Source organism: Mycobacterium gordonae (assembly GCF_017086405.1).
GTDB classification, from domain to species: Bacteria; Actinomycetota; Actinomycetes; order Mycobacteriales; family Mycobacteriaceae; genus Mycobacterium; species Mycobacterium gordonae_D.
Map to the genome: position 1 here is coordinate 3,490,956 of NZ_CP070973.1, position 16,332 is coordinate 3,507,287.

Genomic DNA, 16,332 nt, shown 5'->3' on the forward strand with positions numbered 1-16,332 from the left:
CCGATGACCGAACGTCTCGAAACCCAACGCACCATTTCGGCGCCCCCGGCGAAGATCTTCGCCGTGCTGTGCGACCCGCACGGGCACGTCGCAATCGATTCGTCGGGGATGCTGCAGGACGCCGACGGCGACCCGGTATCCGCGGTAGGCGACACTTTCGTGGTCCACATGGACCGCGAATCGCTCAACGACTTCCCGCAACTGGGAAAGTACGACGTCACGGTCGAGATCACGCAGTTCGAAGCGGACCGGGCGATCGCCTGGACCATCCTCGGACAGATCCGTCCACAAATCGGCCACACCTACGGTTATCGCCTCGAGCCGGCCGACGATGGCGCGGCCACCGTGGTCACGTCGTTCTATGACTGGTCGAACATCGACCAGCAGTGGCGCGACGCCGGCATCTTTCCCGTCATCTCCGAGGGTGCTCTCCGGGCGACGTTGGGCATCCTGGACCGCACCGTGCGGGGGCGCGCCGGACCCGGTTGACGGGTGCTGTCGGGGGTGTTCGGTAGGGTCCTCCGGGTGACTCCGACAGCCGCCATCAAATCCGTAAACGCCCGTCTCGCTGAGGAACTGGCGATCGAACTGCCCCAGGTCGTCGCGGCGGTCAAGCTGCTCGACGGGGGCGCCACCGTGCCGTTCATCGCCCGTTACCGCAAAGAGGTCACCGGCAGCCTGGACGACGGGCAGCTTCGCACCCTCGAAGAGCGGTTGCGGTACCTTCGCGAACTCGACGAACGTCGCGGCGCGGTGCTGGCGTCGATCGCGGAACAGGGCAAGCTGACCGATGAGCTGAAGGCCGCGTTGCTGTCCGCGGGCACCAAAGCGCGGGTGGAAGACATCTACCTGCCGTACAAGCCCAAGCGCCGGACCAAGGCGCAGGCTGCCCGCGAAGCGGGCCTGGAGCCGCTGGCCGACCGGCTGATCAGCGACCCGACCCTGGTCCCCGAAACCGTCGCAGCGGAGTTCGCCGGCACCGATTTCCCTGATGTCGCGGATGCCGCGGCCGCGCTGGAGGGTGCCCGCCACATCCTCATCGAGCGGGCGGGCGAGGACGCCGAACTGGTCGGCGCGGTTCGTGAGACGTTCTGGGGGCGGGCTGCGCTGCGCACCACGCCGTGGTCCGAGGACGTTGCGAAAAGTGCTGACGCCCAGAAGTTCCGCGACTATTTCGACTTTTCCGAGCAGCTCGAGGACATGCCGTCGCACCGGGTGCTGGCTGTGCTGCGTGGCGAGAAGGAGAAGGCTCTGGCGTTCAGCTTCGACGCCGGGCCCGACGATGTCTACGAGGCGATGATCGCGCGCACTCTCGATGTCGATCTGTCGGCCGGGGCCGCGGCGCACCCGGCCCAGCGGTGGCTGGCCACCACCGTCAGCCTGGCCTGGCGGGCCAGACTCATGTTCTCCGCGACCGTCGATGCTCGCATGCGGTTGCGACAGCGGGCCGAGGAGGAAGCCGTGGCGGTGTTCGCCAGAAACCTCAAGGATCTGTTGCTCGCCGCGCCGGCCGGTGCCCGCACCACGTTGGGCCTCGATCCCGGTTTCCGCACCGGCGTCAAGGTGGCCGTCGTCGACGGCACCGGCAAGGTGCTCGACACCTGCGCGATCTACCCGCACCAACCGCAACGGCAGTGGGATGTCGCCAAGGCGACCCTCGCCGCGCTGGTCGCCCGCCACGGTGTGGAGTTGATCGCGGTGGGTAACGGCACGGCATCACGTGAAACCGACGCGCTGGCAAGCGAATTGATCGCCGACATACGGGCAACCGGCGTGCGGGCGCCGGCGCAGGCGATGGTGAGCGAGGCTGGCGCCTCGGTGTATTCGGCTTCGGCATACGCGGCGCACGAACTGCCCGATCTCGATGTGACGCTGCGCGGGGCGGTGTCGATCGCCCGGCGCTTGCAAGACCCGCTCGCCGAACTGGTGAAGATCGAACCGAAATCCATCGGTGTCGGTCAATATCAACATGACGTCACTCCCGGGATTCTCGCCCGGAGCCTGGACGCGGTGGTCGAGGACGCCGTGAACGCCGTGGGCGTTGATCTGAACACCGCGTCGGTGCCTTTGTTGGCACGGGTGTCCGGCATCTCCGAATCCCTCGCCGAGGCCATCGTCGCCTACCGCGACAACACCGGCCCATTCGCCAACCGTCGTGCGCTGCTTGACGTTCCTCGCTTGGGCCCGAAAGCATTTGAACAATGCGCAGGCTTCCTGCGCATCCGTGGCGGCGAGGATCCGCTCGATGCGTCAGGGGTCCACCCTGAGGCATACCCGGTGGTCCGGCGGATCCTGGACCGTTCGGGGGTAACACTGGCCGAGATCATCGGCGACGCACGTGCGTTGCGCAAGCTTCGACCCGCCGACTTCGCCGACGACAGGTTCGGCATCCCCACCGTGACCGACATTCTCGCCGAACTGGAGAAGCCGGGCCGTGACCCGCGGCCGGCTTTCACCTCCGCAACGTTCGCAGCCGGTGTGGAAAAGGTCGCCGATCTCAAGCCGGGCATGATCCTCGAAGGCGTGGTGACCAATGTGGCCGCATTCGGCGCCTTCGTGGATGTCGGCGTGCACCAGGACGGCTTGGTGCACATCTCCGCGATGGCCGAACGTTACGTCTCTGATCCGCATGAGGTGGTCCGGTCCGGTCAGGTAGTCCGGGTCAAGGTGATGGAGGTCGACGTCGAACGCCAGCGCATCGGGCTTAGCCTGCGACTCGGCGATCAGCCGCAGCGCGACAAACGTCCCGATCGCTCGTCGGCGTCCCGTGCCGGGGGCAAAAGTGCTCCCCAGCAACGTAATTCGCCGCACGCGCGAAACGGCGGCCGCAGGGCACCCGAACCGGCCGGGAACTCCATGGCGCAGGCATTGCGCGACGCCGGCTTCGGGCGGTGAACCCGGACGGGTAGTACTACTCATCACACCGTCGGGCCGGCTGGGCATGCTGGACGAATGCCCCCCGCTACCTTCATGCCTTCTCCGTCTGCGGTTTCCACCCATCACAAGCGCGACCGTGCCGTCGACGTCGCACGCTTGACAGCACTGCTCGTGGTGATGTTCGGGCACTGCGCGCTGCTGCTCGCCACCATCGACTCCGGCGGCGTACGAATCGGCAACCTGCTCGGTGAGATTCCCGCGATCGCCCCGGTGACCTGGGTTGTTCAGGTGATGCCGCTGTTCTTCCTGGCCGGTGGCGCCGCGGGCGCCTACGGCTGGCACCCGGACACCGCCTGGGGTTCCTGGTTGTTCGCCCGGGCGCAGCGCCTGTGCCGGCCGGTGTTCTGGTACCTGGCGGCGTGGACGGTGGCGCTGGTCGTGGTGCGGTTAACGGTCGGGGACGAATCCGCCGATGGGCTGGGGCGCGAGTGTGTCGCGTTGCTATGGTTTCTCGGCGTCTACCTGGTGGTGCTGGCGTTCGTCCCGGCGTTCACCCGTTTGCGGACGGGACGCGCGGTCGTACTGACAGTGGCCGGTCTGCTCGTGACCGCAGCTACCGTCGACGGGATCCGGTTCGAGGTGGGAACACCCGAATCCGGTGTCGCCAATTTCCTGGTCGTGTGGTTGATTCCGGTGGTGATCGGGGTGGCTTACGCCCGCCGGCTGATCGGTGTGCGGGCGGCGCTGGCCGCGGCCGTGTGCGCGTTCACCGCGCAGGTGCTGCTCGCCCTCGCCGGGACATATGAGGTTTCGTTGGTGGTGACCGGTGCGGAGCGGGTGTCCAACGTGTCGCCCCCGACGTTGTTGCTGGCGCTGCACTGCACCTGGATGTCGTGTGCGTTCGTGGCCGCTGCGGGGCCGGTTGGGCGCTGGGCGCAGCGTCCCCGGGTCTGGCGTGCCGTCGCAGTGGGCAACGGGGGAGCGATGACGCTGTATCTGTGGCACATTCCGGCGATCGCCATCGCCGCCGTCGGTCTGGATGCCGTCGGCCTGGACGCGTATGACGTGCATGCGCCCTGGTTCTGGGCGCTGCTCGCGCTGCGGGCGGTGGTGTTCGCCGCCGTCATGGCTGTGATGTTCCGGCTGCTCTCACCGCTTGAGCATCGGCGCCTGCCCTGGTGGGACGGGCCGGTCGGCTCCTCTGCTGGCACCCGGTTGATGGTGGCCGGTGCGCTGACCTGCGTTGCGGGAGTCGCGCTGGTGCTGATGGCCAAGAACGGTCTGGCCGGTGCTGACGGTTGGGCGGCGCTGGGCGGCTTCGTTGCGGCGGCGGCGGCCGCCCGGCTGGTCAGCCGCGCGCCATCTGCGAGGTCGGAGCTGCCCAGTCCGTCGACACCGTCCGCTGCTTGATCAGCCAGGTGCCCTCGGCGGGAATCAACACGTCGCGGTAGCGACCGAAATGTTCGAGCCCGATGCCGGTGAGCACGGTGAAATATGACCGGACGTGCGCCTGGTCCTTAGTGAGTTCGGCGAACAGCACGTTGGTCAGGATGTGCCGGACGACGGGCTTGCTGTCCGCGCCCGCGTGGCCGGCCACACCGGCCGCGACGCCGTTGAGGAAGCGGGCGATCTCGGTTCTGCCGTGCAGCGACGACCGGCCGCGTACCTCCAGTACGCCGTCGGCGCAGAATGTCGCGGCGAGGTCGTCGACCCGCCCGAAGTCACCCGACCAGTTGTAGCGGGCCAGCGTGTCGCGAATCTGTTCGCGCGCAACAAGTTCCCAACTCTGCACGGTGGCTGCTCACCCGAAAGGACGGTTCTCACGGATGCCGCGGTACATGCCCCAGCGCACGATCAGCGGCATCACCACGCGCTCGACCGACCAGAGCGGGAATCGGAAGGCGTGGCCGGTCGGGAAGAAGACCTCCAACCCGTCACGCTGGATACCGACCAGAGAACCCCAGCGGCGCCCCGGCGCCTTGAAGGCGCGCAGCGGGCGCCCGGCGAAGGTGGCGCGGACGTTCCGTGCGACCAGACCATCACCGCGATTACGCGCTGAGCTGCGCAGCGGATCGGTCGCCGCAACGTCCCCGACCGCGAACACATCGGCGTGGCCGGGTACCTGAAGCTGTCGGGTCACGCGGACGAATCCGCATTCATCGAGCAGATCCGGCGGCAGCCATTCGGTGTTGGGGCGCACCCGCCCGATCGCCCACAGCACGGCATCGGCCACGGCCGGTGGTTGTCCGGTGCTCCAGCGCACCGGGTCACTGGTGATCTCGTCGCCGCTGAAGTCGTCGGTGATCACCGCCCGATGGCCAGGGTGTAAGCCAACACCGAGTTCGCCCAATCGCGTCGCGATGCGTTTCCAGGTCCGCGGATGGTACTCCCGCAGCGGGCGGTCTCCGGGGAAGTAGAGATCGATCTGCTGATCAGGCCAGGTGGTGGCCAGGTTGACAGCACTGCTCACCGCCGCCGCGCCGCCACCGACGATGATCACCGACTTGGCCGTGCCGAGCCGCTCGTGTGCCGCGTAGAGGCCGGCACCGATTTCAGCCGATGACTGCATGCAGGGCTGGCGCCAGAAGCCGTTGCTGACACCGGTAGAGATGACCAGCGCGTCGTACGGCTCGGCGATCGTCGTGCCGTCCTTGAGGCGCCCGAAGACGGTCCGCCCATCGAGGTCGACTCCGGTGATTTCGGCCTGCACCGTCCGTACCCGGTCCAATTTGCGGAATCGGTCGAAAGGAATCCAGTAATCCCGTGCCCAGTCGTCGGGGCGAGCGAGCCGCACACCGAGTTCCTGGCCACTGACCAAACCGGGTTTGGCAGAAATTCCGACTACCTCGAAATGCGGCGCCAGGTGGATTGCGGTCAGTATGCCGACGTCGCCCAGACCCGCGATCACCACCCGACGGGGGTTCATGCCGCCGCTTTGCGCGGTGGCCGGGGCACGAATCGCGAGACCCGATCGACGACGTGCTGATATTGCGGCCGGCGCTGCAAACTGCGCTGCTCCATCATCGGAATGCTGGCGCCGAGGAACATAGCCAGCATCGCCGCCGCTCCGGCGAACAACCACCAGGCATCCGACGGAGCGGCCGCCACTCCGAACAAGGCGAGGGAAAACCAGAAGCCGAACTCACCGAAGTAGTTCGGATGCCGCGACCAACTCCACAATCCGCGGTCCATCGCCGTGCCGGCGCTTGCCTCGCGAACGAATCGGTGCATCTGCACGTCGGCGACGAGTTCGAGCATGACTGCGGCCAGTCCGACCACAAAGGCGACGAAGGTGAGCCAGCGCAGCCCTGCGCCGGGGCGGGTGACACAGACATACACCGGCAACATCGCGGCGAACACCTGCAGCGTGGGAATGAGGTGGATGGCGATCAGGTCGACGACGAATTCCCATCGCCCGGCGCGTTCCTTGAACATGGGGTATCGCCAGTCTTCGTGGTGCAGACCGGGGAATCCATATACCCAGTTTGCGGTCAAACGCACCGCCCAAACCGTGATCAGCGCAGCCACCAGCCAACAACGCAGCTGGTCTACTCCCGGCCCGGACTGGCTCCACCAATAGAACGCCAGCAGCGGCGGGATGACGCTCCAGTACGCGTCATAGAAACTCGAATTGCGGTAGAGGCGGCTGAAGACGAACACCACCAGGGTGGCCACCACGTCGGCGATCAAGGTGTCCAGCCACAGCCGGCCGGTTGCGGGGCCCCGGACCAACCAGGCGGCGGCCGCGCCGATTGCCACCAGGTACGCGAGGGTGACCAGCGCCAGCGATCGCGTCTTGCCCATCGCCGCCGTCATGAAACCGGATTCATTGCTGCCACAGCACTATTGGGTGAGCGCGCGTCATCCGGGTCTCCTTCAGCGCAGTGCCCGGTCGACCCAGGCTGCCGGCCACGGTCGGCAAACTGTAACACGTTCTACCGGCGTGGCCACCGCCCGCATCAGGGTGCGGGGGACTCATCGGTGACCGCTCGATAACCGCGGGCGCCCGCCCGGTCGACCGCCGCCTTGACCACTCCGAAAATCAGTCCCTGCAGGCCCGCGCCGATCAATGCGCTGCGGGCGGAGTTGCGCAGATCTTTAGGGTCGGGCGGTGCCTGGTCGTCGTCGCTGACGCGTTTCCAGATTTGACTGAAGAGGGCGCCGGCCAGCAGGCCGCCGGTGACGCTGGTGGCCATCGACAGCGGAAGGTAAAGGGCTTTGGATTTTGCGCTCATAGCGGTCCTGTTCTCGTCCGGTTGTTGATACCCGTGTTCCCGAATCCGCCCGTTCTCCAACGCTTCCAGCGAAAGTCGATTTTCATTTGGCGAAATCCAGCGCAGGTTCGGCGGTTGCCAGCTATGTTTTTGCTTGCCAAGCTGCTCAGTTTGTTTCCGGTGGTTGCTCAATCTTGGTTGGCGGGAGGCGCGTGCATGGTGGGTAGTGGCGCGCGAAGCGGTCGACTCAGTCCACCGGTGAGCGACTGTGGAGCGGTGTAGTGTCCGGCGGCCGCTCCTGTTGCGAGCGACGGTCGGCCCAATGAGCCCAGACGCTGAGAATGGACAGGTTCGATGAACTTTTCGGTGCTGCCCCCCGAGATCAACTCGCTGCTGATGTATTCCGGTGCCGGTCCGGGGCCGATGTTGGAAGCGGCCACCGCATGGGAGGGTTTGGCCGGCGAGTTGCAGTCCGCGGCATCGTCGTTCAGCGCGGTCACCTCGGGGCTGGTAGGCGGCGCCTGGCAGGGTGCGGCGTCGGCGGCCATGGCCGCCGCGGCCGTTCCCTACGGAAGTTACCTCAGCGCGGCTGCGGCACAGGCCGCGGGCACCGCGGTTCAGGCGGCGGCGGCAGCCGCGGTCTTCGAGGCCGCGCAGGCCGCGATTGTGCATCCGGCACTCATCGCGGCTAATCGTAATGACTTTGTCGCGCTGGTGATTTCGAATCTCTTCGGCCAGAATGCACCCGCGATCGCGGCCACCGAGGCCGTCTACGAACAGTTATGGGCCCAGGACGTTTCCGTGATGGCGGGCTACCACGCCGGGGCATCGGCGGTGGCCGAGGCGTTGGCACCGTGGCAGCAGGCGCTGGCTCTGCCGGGCGCGAGCGTGGATTTCAGCATCTCGATCTTCGGGCTGCAACTGCTACAGACCGGCACCGCCCATGCCAACACCACTTTCGGCGGCCTGGCCGTTGCCAGCGGCGCCAACAGTTCGGCGAGCGCCGATCTGGCCGATATCGCGTTCGCTTTCGGCGGCGGGAGCAGTGCCTCAGCGACCGGCGGCGTGCTCAACATCGCCGGGGTAATCGGTAGTAACTCGATCGCGAACGCTACCGGCGCGGTCAACATCGGCACCGGTGCGCTGGCATTCGGCAATAACAACACTGTGCTCGCCAACGCCATCGGCGTCGGCAACATCGGTACGGTCGCGGCTGCCTTCGGAAACGACAACATTGTCTCAGCTACGGCCGAGGGTGTGCAGAACAACGCCACCGTCGCGGCCGCCTTCGGCAACAACAACAACGGCGTGGCGGCCAAGGTGACCGGCGTGGAGAACACCGGCATCGTCTCCGCGGTCTTCGGCAGCAACAACACCAACGTGTCGGCCGACGCGTTCGGCGTCGAGAACAACGCCGTCGTGGCGGCGGTCGCCGGCAGCGGCAACATCAACGTGCTTGCCGCCGCCGGTGGCGCGGGCGGCAACGAGGGAGTGGTGGCAGCCGCGCTGGGCAACAACAACGCGGTCGCGGCAACGGCAACGGGAGTTGGCGGCAACCTCGGTACCGTCGCGGCCTCCGTCATCGGCAACAACAACACCATCAATGCCAACGCGACCGGCGGCGGTCACCTCGGCACCGTGGCCACCGCCTTGTTCGGCGACAACAACGGCGTCAAGGCGAGCTCTTTCGGCCTCAACAACATCGGCACGGTCGCGACTGTCGGCGGCAGCGGCAACACCGCCGTTTCGGCCGACGCCAGCGGCTCCGACAACATCGGCACGGTGGCCACCGCGTTCGGCGCCGACAATCCCACCGTCGCGGCCAGCGCGCTCGGCGCCGGCAACATTGGCAACGTCGCCACCTCGTTGGGCAACGGCAGCACGGTCACCTCGAAGGTGATCGGGGCGGGCAACATCGCCACGGTCGCCACCTCGGGCGGCAACAACAACGGGGTGGGCGCCAGCGCCGTCGGGGTCGGGGCCAACACCGCACAGATCGCCACCGCGTTCGGCAACGGCAACACCCAGGTCAGCGCCGATGCCGGCGGCGCCGGCGGCAACATCGCCACCGTCGCCACGACGTTGGGCGACAACAACACCGCCAAAGCCAGCGCGTTCGGCGCCGGCAACATCGCCAGCGTGTCCACGGTGCTGCTGAGCAACAACAACAACTCGGCGGCCGAGACGATCGGTGTCGGAAACATCGCCACCCTGGCCACCTCCTACGGGCATGACAACAACGTCTCCGCCGAGGCCAAGGGCGTCGGCGGAAACACCGCCACCATCGCCACCGCCATCGGCCAGGGCAACTCCAAGGTCGATGCCGACGCCGGCATCGCGGGCGGCAACATCGCCACGCTGGCCACAGTGTTCGGTGACAACAACACGGCGCAGGCCAGTGCGCTGGGAGCGGGCAACACCGCAACCCTGTCCACCGTTCTGTTCAGCAACAACAACACCTCCTCGGCGAGCGCCCTGGGCGTGGAGAACATTGCCACCGTCGCCACTTCATACGGCAACGGCAACAATGTCGCGGCCAGCGCGCCCGGTGTCGGGCTCAACGTCGCCACCTTCGCCACCGCGATCGGTGAGGGCAACACCCAGGTATCCGCCTCAGCCGGCGGCGGTGGTGGCAACACCGCGACGCTGGCCACCGTGATCGGCGATGGCAACTCGGCGGCGGTCAGCTCGACTGGACTGGGCAACACCGCCAACATCGCCACCCTGATCGGCAACAACAACACCGCCAAGGTCGACGCGTTCGGCGTGGAGAACATCGCCACCGTCGCCACCGCCATCGGCGACAACAACGGCGTCAGCGCCGGCGCGCCAGGCGTGGGCGCCAACATCGCGACGTTTGCCACCGCGATCGGCAGCGGCAACACTCAAGTCTCTGCCGAGGCAGGCGGGGGTGGCAGCAACATCGCCACCCTGGCCAGCGTGTTCGGTGACAACAGCACCGCGAAAGTCAGCGCGACGGGCGTGGGCAACATCGCCACCATCGCCACCGGCATCGGTGACAACAGCGGCCTGGTCGCCACCGCGTTCGGGGTGGAAAATATCGCCACGGTGGCCACCTCCTACGGGGACGGCAATACCGCGGTGGTGGCCGAGGCCGGCGGCGTGGGCGGCAACATCGCCACCCTGGCTACCGTGTTCGGCAGCGGCAACGCCCTCACCGGGGCGCACGCGATCGGTGTCGGCGGCAACATCGTCACGCTCGGCACCGTGATCGGTGACAATAACGCGGCGGTGTCGGCGAGTGCGACCGGTTCGGGCAACATCGTCTCGATCGCCACCGCAATCGGCGACCAGAACACAGCCACCGTCGACGTGACCGGTGTGGGCAACGTGCCGGTCGCCTCGACGGTGATCGGTGACGGCAACTCGATGAAGGTCAGCGCCTTCGGCGTGGAGAACATCGCCACGCTGGGCACGGTGTACGGCGACGGCAACACCGGCGGCGTGGTCGAGTCCGGTGGGGCGGGCGGCAATATCGCCACCTTGGCCACCGTGTTCGGTGACAACAACACCGCGGCCGTGGCCAGGGCCGTGGGCATCGGCGGGAACATCGCCACGCTCGGCACCGCCATCTCCGACGGCAACGCCGTCTCGGCCACCGCCAACGGCGCCGGCAACATCGCGACGGTGGCGACCGCGTTCATCGGTGGCGGTAACACCGCCACCGCGTCGGCAACGGGTGTGCAGAACTACGCGACCCTGGCCACCGCGGCCGGAGCGGGCAACGGAGTCTCAGCCACCGCATCGGGTGTCGGCGCGAACATCGCGACCCTCGGCACGGCGATCGGGGACGGCAACACGGAAGTCGCGGCTACGGCCGGGGGCGTGGGTGGCAACATCGCCGTCGCCGCTACCGCGGTAGGCAACAACAACAGCACGGTCGCAGCCAGTGTTGCTGGGCTGAGCGTCGGTGGTGTCGCCACCGCTGTCGGCGACGGCAACACCGGCGTCACGGTCCGTGGACATCAACCGGCCAACTTCGCGATCGTGTCCACCGTCGTCGGCTCGGGTAACAACCTCGTGGCGGCCAGCGGCCATGGCCCGGTCAACTTCGCCAACATCGCCACCGTGGTCGGCGACGGCAACCACGACGTGTGGGCCGGCGGGGCCGGTGTCTTGAACATCGCCGTGACAGCCGGTGGCAGCAACGTCGCGTTGGCCGGTGACCAGTCCGGGGGACTGGCGGGCGGCAACTTTGCCATAGTCACCGCCAACGGCGCCGGAGCCAAGGCGTTCAACGGTGTCATCAACCTCGCGGTCGCCGCCGGGGACCGACTGTTCGCGACCGCGGGCCCCGGCAGCTTCCACGTGGACATCCGGCCCCTGCTGGGGTAGCTAAGCTTTTTCGACCTTGCCGGCGAGCTGGGTGGCCAGCTTCACGCCGGCGTCGCCCGGGTCCTTCGGTCCACAGCCGCTGACGTCGATCACCACGTTGTTGCGCACGGTCAGCGCCCGCTGGCAGGCGCCGCCGACGGGCGTGCCGTTGTCTGTGGTGCTGACCGAGATGGTGGTGGTCAGCACGCCGTTGGACGAATTCACCTGTCCCACTTTCCAGGTGATCTCAGCACCGCCGGGGTCGGCGGGCACGACGAGGGTGCGGTCCGCGCAGGCGGGCCAGGCTTTGGCCGACGCCTCGAAGAATGCCTTCGCCTCGGTCGCCGACGGGAACACCACCAGGTACTGCACAGCCTCGGGGTCCATATCCTTGGAGCCCGGGGTGGCCGGGGAGGCGCTGTCGTCGCGACCGAGAGCCGCCGTGAACCCGCTGCCGGCGTACACCGGGTTCTCGCCCGGGCCGTAGGCGTAGAGGCATTCGGCGGGCCATTTCCAGCCCTGCGGGTACTGCTTGTTGCCGTCGTCCGCCAGCTTGTCGGACTTGTCCTTGATCGCCATCCCCATGGTGCCCAGGGTGCTGTCGATCTCTGAGGGGGTAAGCAGCGAATTGGCCAGCGCTGCCTGCGCGATCGGTGGCTTGGACGAACTCGTTGCCGAACTCGCCGACCCGGTTGACTGGGTGCCGTGGTCGTTGTCGCCACCGCATGCGGCGACCAGTATCCCGGCGGCGGTGACGCAGACGGCTGCGGTGAGGGAGCGCATAACCTGTCCTTCTTGCTTGTTTCGTTGATCTGCAAGCAATCCGCGACTCCCCGGCGCGCCTGCCGCAATTGGCGGCCTGAGCATACTGCCGGTCTGCGCCTCGGGGAACAGGTCCCTGGCGCCTTCCGGTTACTCGTCGTGCTGGGTCTGCTGCAGCAGCACCACCGCGCGGGCCTCGACCGTGATCTTGCCCTTCGGAGGCAGCGCATCACCGGTCTGCACCTCTCCGGTGCCGGTCGCGGTGTCCAGCACGGCGGTCCAACCCGGCCCGAAATCGTCCGGAGGAAGAACGAATTCGATCGGCTCATGGTGAGCGTTGAAGCACAACACGAACGAGTCATCGGTGATGCGTTGCCCCCGGGTATCCGTGCCCGGGATCCCCTGACCGTTCAGGAAGACCGCTACCGACTTGCCAAAGCCGGAGTCCCAGTCCTCGTCGCTCATCTCCGAACCGTCGGGCCGGAACCAGGAGATGTCCGGTAGACCTTCGGACCCGCGGTGGCGCACCGGGGCTCCGGTGAAAAAACGGCGCCTGCGGAAGACCGGGTGTGCGGCCCGGATCGCCGCCACCGTCTGGGTGAACTCGATGAGGTCACTGTCGGTGTTGTCCCAGTCGATCCAGGTCAATTCGCTGTCCTGGCAGAAGCCATTGTTGTTGCCGTTCTGGGTGCGGCCGAGTTCGTCTCCGTGACAGATCATCGGAACCCCTTGCGACAGGATTGTTGTCGCGAGGAAGTTGCGTTGCTGGCGGGCCCTGAGCGATTCGATCTCCGGGTCGTCCGTCGGACCCTCGGCCCCGCAATTCCAGGATCGGTTGTGCGACTCGCCGTCGTTGTTGTCTTCGCCGTTGGCTTCGTTGTGTTTCTCGTTGTAGGACACCAGGTCCCGCAGGGTGAAGCCGTCATGGGCGGTGACGAAGTTGATCGAGGCCACCGGCCGGCGTGCGGTGTGCTCGTAGAGGTCGGCTGATCCGCTTATCCGGGAGGCGAATTCGCTCAGAATTGCGTCCTCGCCGCGCCAGAAATCGCGGATCGTGTCACGGAACTTTCCGTTCCACTCGGTCCACTGCGGCGGGAAATTGCCCACCTGATAGCCGCCCGGCCCGACATCCCACGGCTCGGCGATCAGCTTCACCTGGCTGACGATCGGATCCTGTTGCACCAGTTCGAAAAACGCCGACAGCCGATCCACATCGTAGAACTCGCGCGCCAGGGTGGAGGCCAGGTCGAAGCGGAATCCGTCGACATGCATCTCGGTGACCCAGTACCGCAGCGAATCCATGATCAGCTGCAGCGTGTGCGGATGACCGACGTTGAGGCTGTTTCCGGTGCCGGTGTAGTCCATGTAGTACTGCTTGTCGTCGTCGACCAACCGGTAGTAGGCCGCGTTGTCGATGCCGCGCATCGACAACGTGGGACCCATGTGGTTTCCCTCGGCGGTGTGGTTGTAGACGACATCGAGGATCACCTCGATGTTCGCCTCGTGCAGCGCCCGTACCATGGCCTTGAACTCCTGGACCTGGCCACCGGGTGTGTTGCTGGCTGTGTACTTGAAGTCGGGAGCGAAAAACCCGATTGTGTTGTACCCCCAGTAGTTCGACAGCCCCTTCTCGATGAGCGTGGAGTCGTTGGCGAAGTGGTGCACCGGCATCAGCTCGATCGCCGTCACTCCCAGGGTGGTCAGGTGCTCGATGATCGCCGGGTGCGCGATCGCCGAATAGGTGCCGCGGATCCGATCGGGGATCGCGGGATGGGTTTGAGTGAGGCCTTTGACGTGCGCCTCGTAGATGACGCTGTCGGCGTACTCATGGCCGGGCGGGCGGTCCACGCCCCAGTCGAAGTAGGGGTTGATCACTACCGACTTGGGCATGTTGGCCGCGGAGTCCTCGTCATTGCGGCTGTCCGGATCGCCGAAGTTGTAGCTGAACAACGACTGGTCCCACTGGAATGACCCGTCGATCGCCTTCGAATACGGGTCCACCAGCAACTTGTTCGGGTTGCACCGGTGGCCGTTGGCGGGATCGTAGGGGCCGTGCACCCGGAACCCGTAACGCTGACCCGGCTGGACGCTGGGCAGGAAGGCGTGCCAGACGAATCCGTCCATTTCCGGCAGCGCGATTCTGGTTTCCGTGCCGTCGTCGTCGAACAGGCAGAGCTCGACCCGCTCGGCCACCTCGCTGAACACCGCGAAATTCGTGCCGGACCCGTCATAGCTCGATCCCAGCGGGTATGCCTTGCCCGGCCACACTTCGGGGCGGTCTTCGGGGCGGCCCGATCCGTTCGTGCTATCCGGTGTCGCGCCCTGCTCTGTGCTGACATTAACCACCGTGCCTCCTGACTTCGACGGATTGACCGAACTGGGAACATCGGCGGTCGGGCTCTGTATATCCGTTGCCACCCCGGGTTAAGCATGAGATCGCTCTCAGTCTGCGCGGTCTGGCGCGTTAGGCCGAAAAAGGCTCGGTCAACGTTGCTTTCGGGATTCCGGAGCGGGTTGCGACACGGTCACGGACGCATACCTATTGACTGCTCAACGGTCACAAGAACCTCATTGCTCACTATCGTCACATCAACCCATGCGGACGTCAATTCACGTCCGGCCGCTGGAAAGGTGTGACATGTCGGCGATTCCTCGCTTTGTTTCGGTATCGCTGGCAGCGACGGCCGCTGTCGGACTCATCCTTCCGATCGGCCTCGTGCCCGGCCTCGCCCCGCAGGCGCATGCGCTGCCGTGTAGCGCCCCGGAAGCGAACGTCCCGCCTCCGGCGAACGCGGTGGTGACCAATCCGGGGGGCAAGGTGCTCGGCCCGATGAACAAGCGGCCGCGAGGCGCCAACGACCGTGCACCGCTGCCCCGGCTCGGTCCGCTGCAGCGGGTGCTGCAACCGGGACAGCGCTACTCCGCGCCGATGCAACAGCAGGCGCTCGTCCCGGGCGCCAATCCCGCACCCCCGGTTCCGGCTCCGCCTGCTGCGGGGCAGCAGCCTGCGGCCGACCAGCTGGCCCCGGCGCCGGAGGCGGCCGTTCCACCACCGGCTCCGGCGCCGGCACCGCCGGCCGGGTCACCGGACGCCGACGGCGCCCTCGGCGGCTCCAACACCTCGCTGGTCGAATGGGTGACCGGACCGGACGGCCCGAACAAGACCCTCGAGCGGTTCGGCATCTCCGGGACCGATCTCGGAATCCTCTGGGACAACGGCGATCCCGCCAACCACCAGGTGCTGATGGCCTTCGGTGACACGTTCGGCTACTGCGCAGTCAAGGGTGACCAGTGGCGCTACAACGTGTTGTTCCGCAGCAACGACCAAGACCTGTCCCACGGACTGCACGTGGCCGCCGGCGACCCCAGCAACAGGTACGCCGGTTCGCCGACCCAGCAGCCCGGCTTCTCCCGGCAGGTCATCAACAGCATCAAGTACGCCAGGGAAGAGACCGGAATCATCCCAACAGCTGCTATCTCCGTCGGCAAGACGCAGTACATCAACTTCATGTCCATCAAGGACTGGGGTCGCGACGGCGAATGGTGGACGAACTACTCCGGTGTCGCAATGTCGACCGACAACGGGCAGACCTGGTCGGTGTACCCGGGCACCATCCGCGCCAACGGTCCCGACGCTGCGCGGGTTCCGTACGTCGAGGGCAACGAGAATTTCCAGATGGGGGCCTATCTCAAGGGCAGCGACGGTTACCTGTACTCCTTCGGCACCCCGAACGGGCGCGGCGGTGCGGCGCACCTGTCACGTGTGCAGCCGCGGTTCATTCCGGACCTCACGAAATACGAGTACTGGAACGGCGATTCGAACTCCTGGGTGCCGAACAAGCCGTCGGCGGCGACTCCGGTCATCCCCGGCCCGGTCGCTGAGATGTCGGCCCAGTACAACACCTACCTCAAGCAGTACCTGGTGATGTACACCAACGGCGCCAACGACGTGGTGGCCCGGACCGCGCCCACCCCGCAGGGGCCCTACGGCCCGGAGCACCTGCTGGTGTCGAATTTCCAGATGCCGGGCGGCGTTTATGCACCGATGATGCATCCCTGGACGACGGGCAAGGACGTGTACTTCAACCTGTCGCTGTGGTCGGCATACGACGTGATGTTGATGCACACTTCGCTGGGTTAGGGA

Annotated in this window: 11 protein-coding genes; 5 read left to right on the forward strand and 6 right to left on the reverse strand. The window is 66.6% G+C overall.

The features are described from left to right. Nucleotides 1–3 precede the first annotated feature (3 nt). The 3 genes from JX552_RS14750 to JX552_RS14760 are packed head-to-tail and all read left to right on the forward strand — an operon-like array spanning nt 4 to nt 4,287. The gene (locus tag JX552_RS14750; protein WP_205878064.1) at nt 4–489 is read left to right on the forward strand and encodes an SRPBCC family protein; all 486 of its coding nucleotides are present in this window, start codon (nt 4–6) and stop codon (nt 487–489) included. 36 nt (nt 490–525) lie between these two features. Further along, nucleotides 526–2,895 carry a Tex family protein gene (locus tag JX552_RS14755; protein ID WP_205878065.1) on the forward strand — a complete coding sequence of 790 codons (2,370 nt, stop codon included), beginning with the start codon at nt 526–528 and terminating at the stop codon, nt 2,893–2,895. A 57-nt stretch (nt 2,896–2,952) separates the two neighbouring features. After that, on the forward strand, nt 2,953–4,287 hold the full coding sequence (locus JX552_RS14760; protein WP_205878066.1) for an acyltransferase family protein: 1,335 nt from the start codon (nt 2,953–2,955) through the stop codon (nt 4,285–4,287). On the opposite strand, the gene JX552_RS14765 is transcribed toward JX552_RS14760, so the two are convergent. The 4 genes from JX552_RS14765 to JX552_RS14780 form a co-directional block, all read right to left on the reverse strand. Next, nucleotides 4,226–4,669, reverse strand: coding sequence for a nuclear transport factor 2 family protein (locus JX552_RS14765; RefSeq protein WP_205878067.1), 444 nt, complete (start codon nt 4,667–4,669; stop codon nt 4,226–4,228). The genes JX552_RS14760 and JX552_RS14765 overlap by 62 nt on opposite strands. Nucleotides 4,670–4,678: 9 nt before the next feature. Next, nucleotides 4,679–5,803 (reverse strand): FAD-dependent oxidoreductase, encoded by a 1,125-nt coding sequence (locus JX552_RS14770; protein WP_205878068.1) that lies wholly within the window; start codon nt 5,801–5,803, stop codon nt 4,679–4,681. Then, nucleotides 5,800–6,693: a DUF1295 domain-containing protein gene (locus JX552_RS14775; RefSeq protein WP_205878069.1), complete on the reverse strand. Its 894-nt coding sequence runs from the start codon at nt 6,691–6,693 to the stop codon at nt 5,800–5,802. The genes JX552_RS14770 and JX552_RS14775 overlap by 4 nt, the downstream gene beginning before the upstream one ends. Before the next feature lie 143 nt (nt 6,694–6,836). Further along, nucleotides 6,837–7,112: a DUF4235 domain-containing protein gene (locus JX552_RS14780; RefSeq protein WP_205878456.1), complete on the reverse strand. Its 276-nt coding sequence runs from the start codon at nt 7,110–7,112 to the stop codon at nt 6,837–6,839. Between the two features lie 333 nt (nt 7,113–7,445). Between JX552_RS14780 and JX552_RS14785 the strand changes: the two genes are divergently transcribed. Further along, complete coding sequence (locus tag JX552_RS14785; RefSeq protein WP_205878070.1) at nt 7,446–11,447, forward strand: PPE domain-containing protein; 4,002 nt, start codon at nt 7,446–7,448, stop codon at nt 11,445–11,447. On the opposite strand, the gene JX552_RS14790 is transcribed toward JX552_RS14785, so the two are convergent. Both JX552_RS14790 and glgX read right to left on the reverse strand, forming a co-directional pair. Beyond that, entirely contained in the window at nt 11,448–12,209 is a 762-nt protein-coding gene (locus JX552_RS14790) for a sensor domain-containing protein (RefSeq protein WP_205878071.1), read from the reverse strand. 129 nt (nt 12,210–12,338) lie between these two features. Continuing rightward, nucleotides 12,339–14,456 carry a glycogen debranching protein GlgX gene (gene glgX / locus JX552_RS14795; protein WP_241011145.1) on the reverse strand — a complete coding sequence of 706 codons (2,118 nt, stop codon included), beginning with the start codon at nt 14,454–14,456 and terminating at the stop codon, nt 12,339–12,341. A 370-nt stretch (nt 14,457–14,826) separates the two neighbouring features. Between glgX and JX552_RS14800 the strand changes: the two genes are divergently transcribed. After that, a complete protein-coding gene (locus JX552_RS14800; protein WP_205878073.1) occupies nt 14,827–16,329 on the forward strand; it encodes a glycoside hydrolase family 183 protein in 1,503 nt (500 codons plus the stop codon). Nucleotides 16,330–16,332 lie beyond the last annotated feature (3 nt).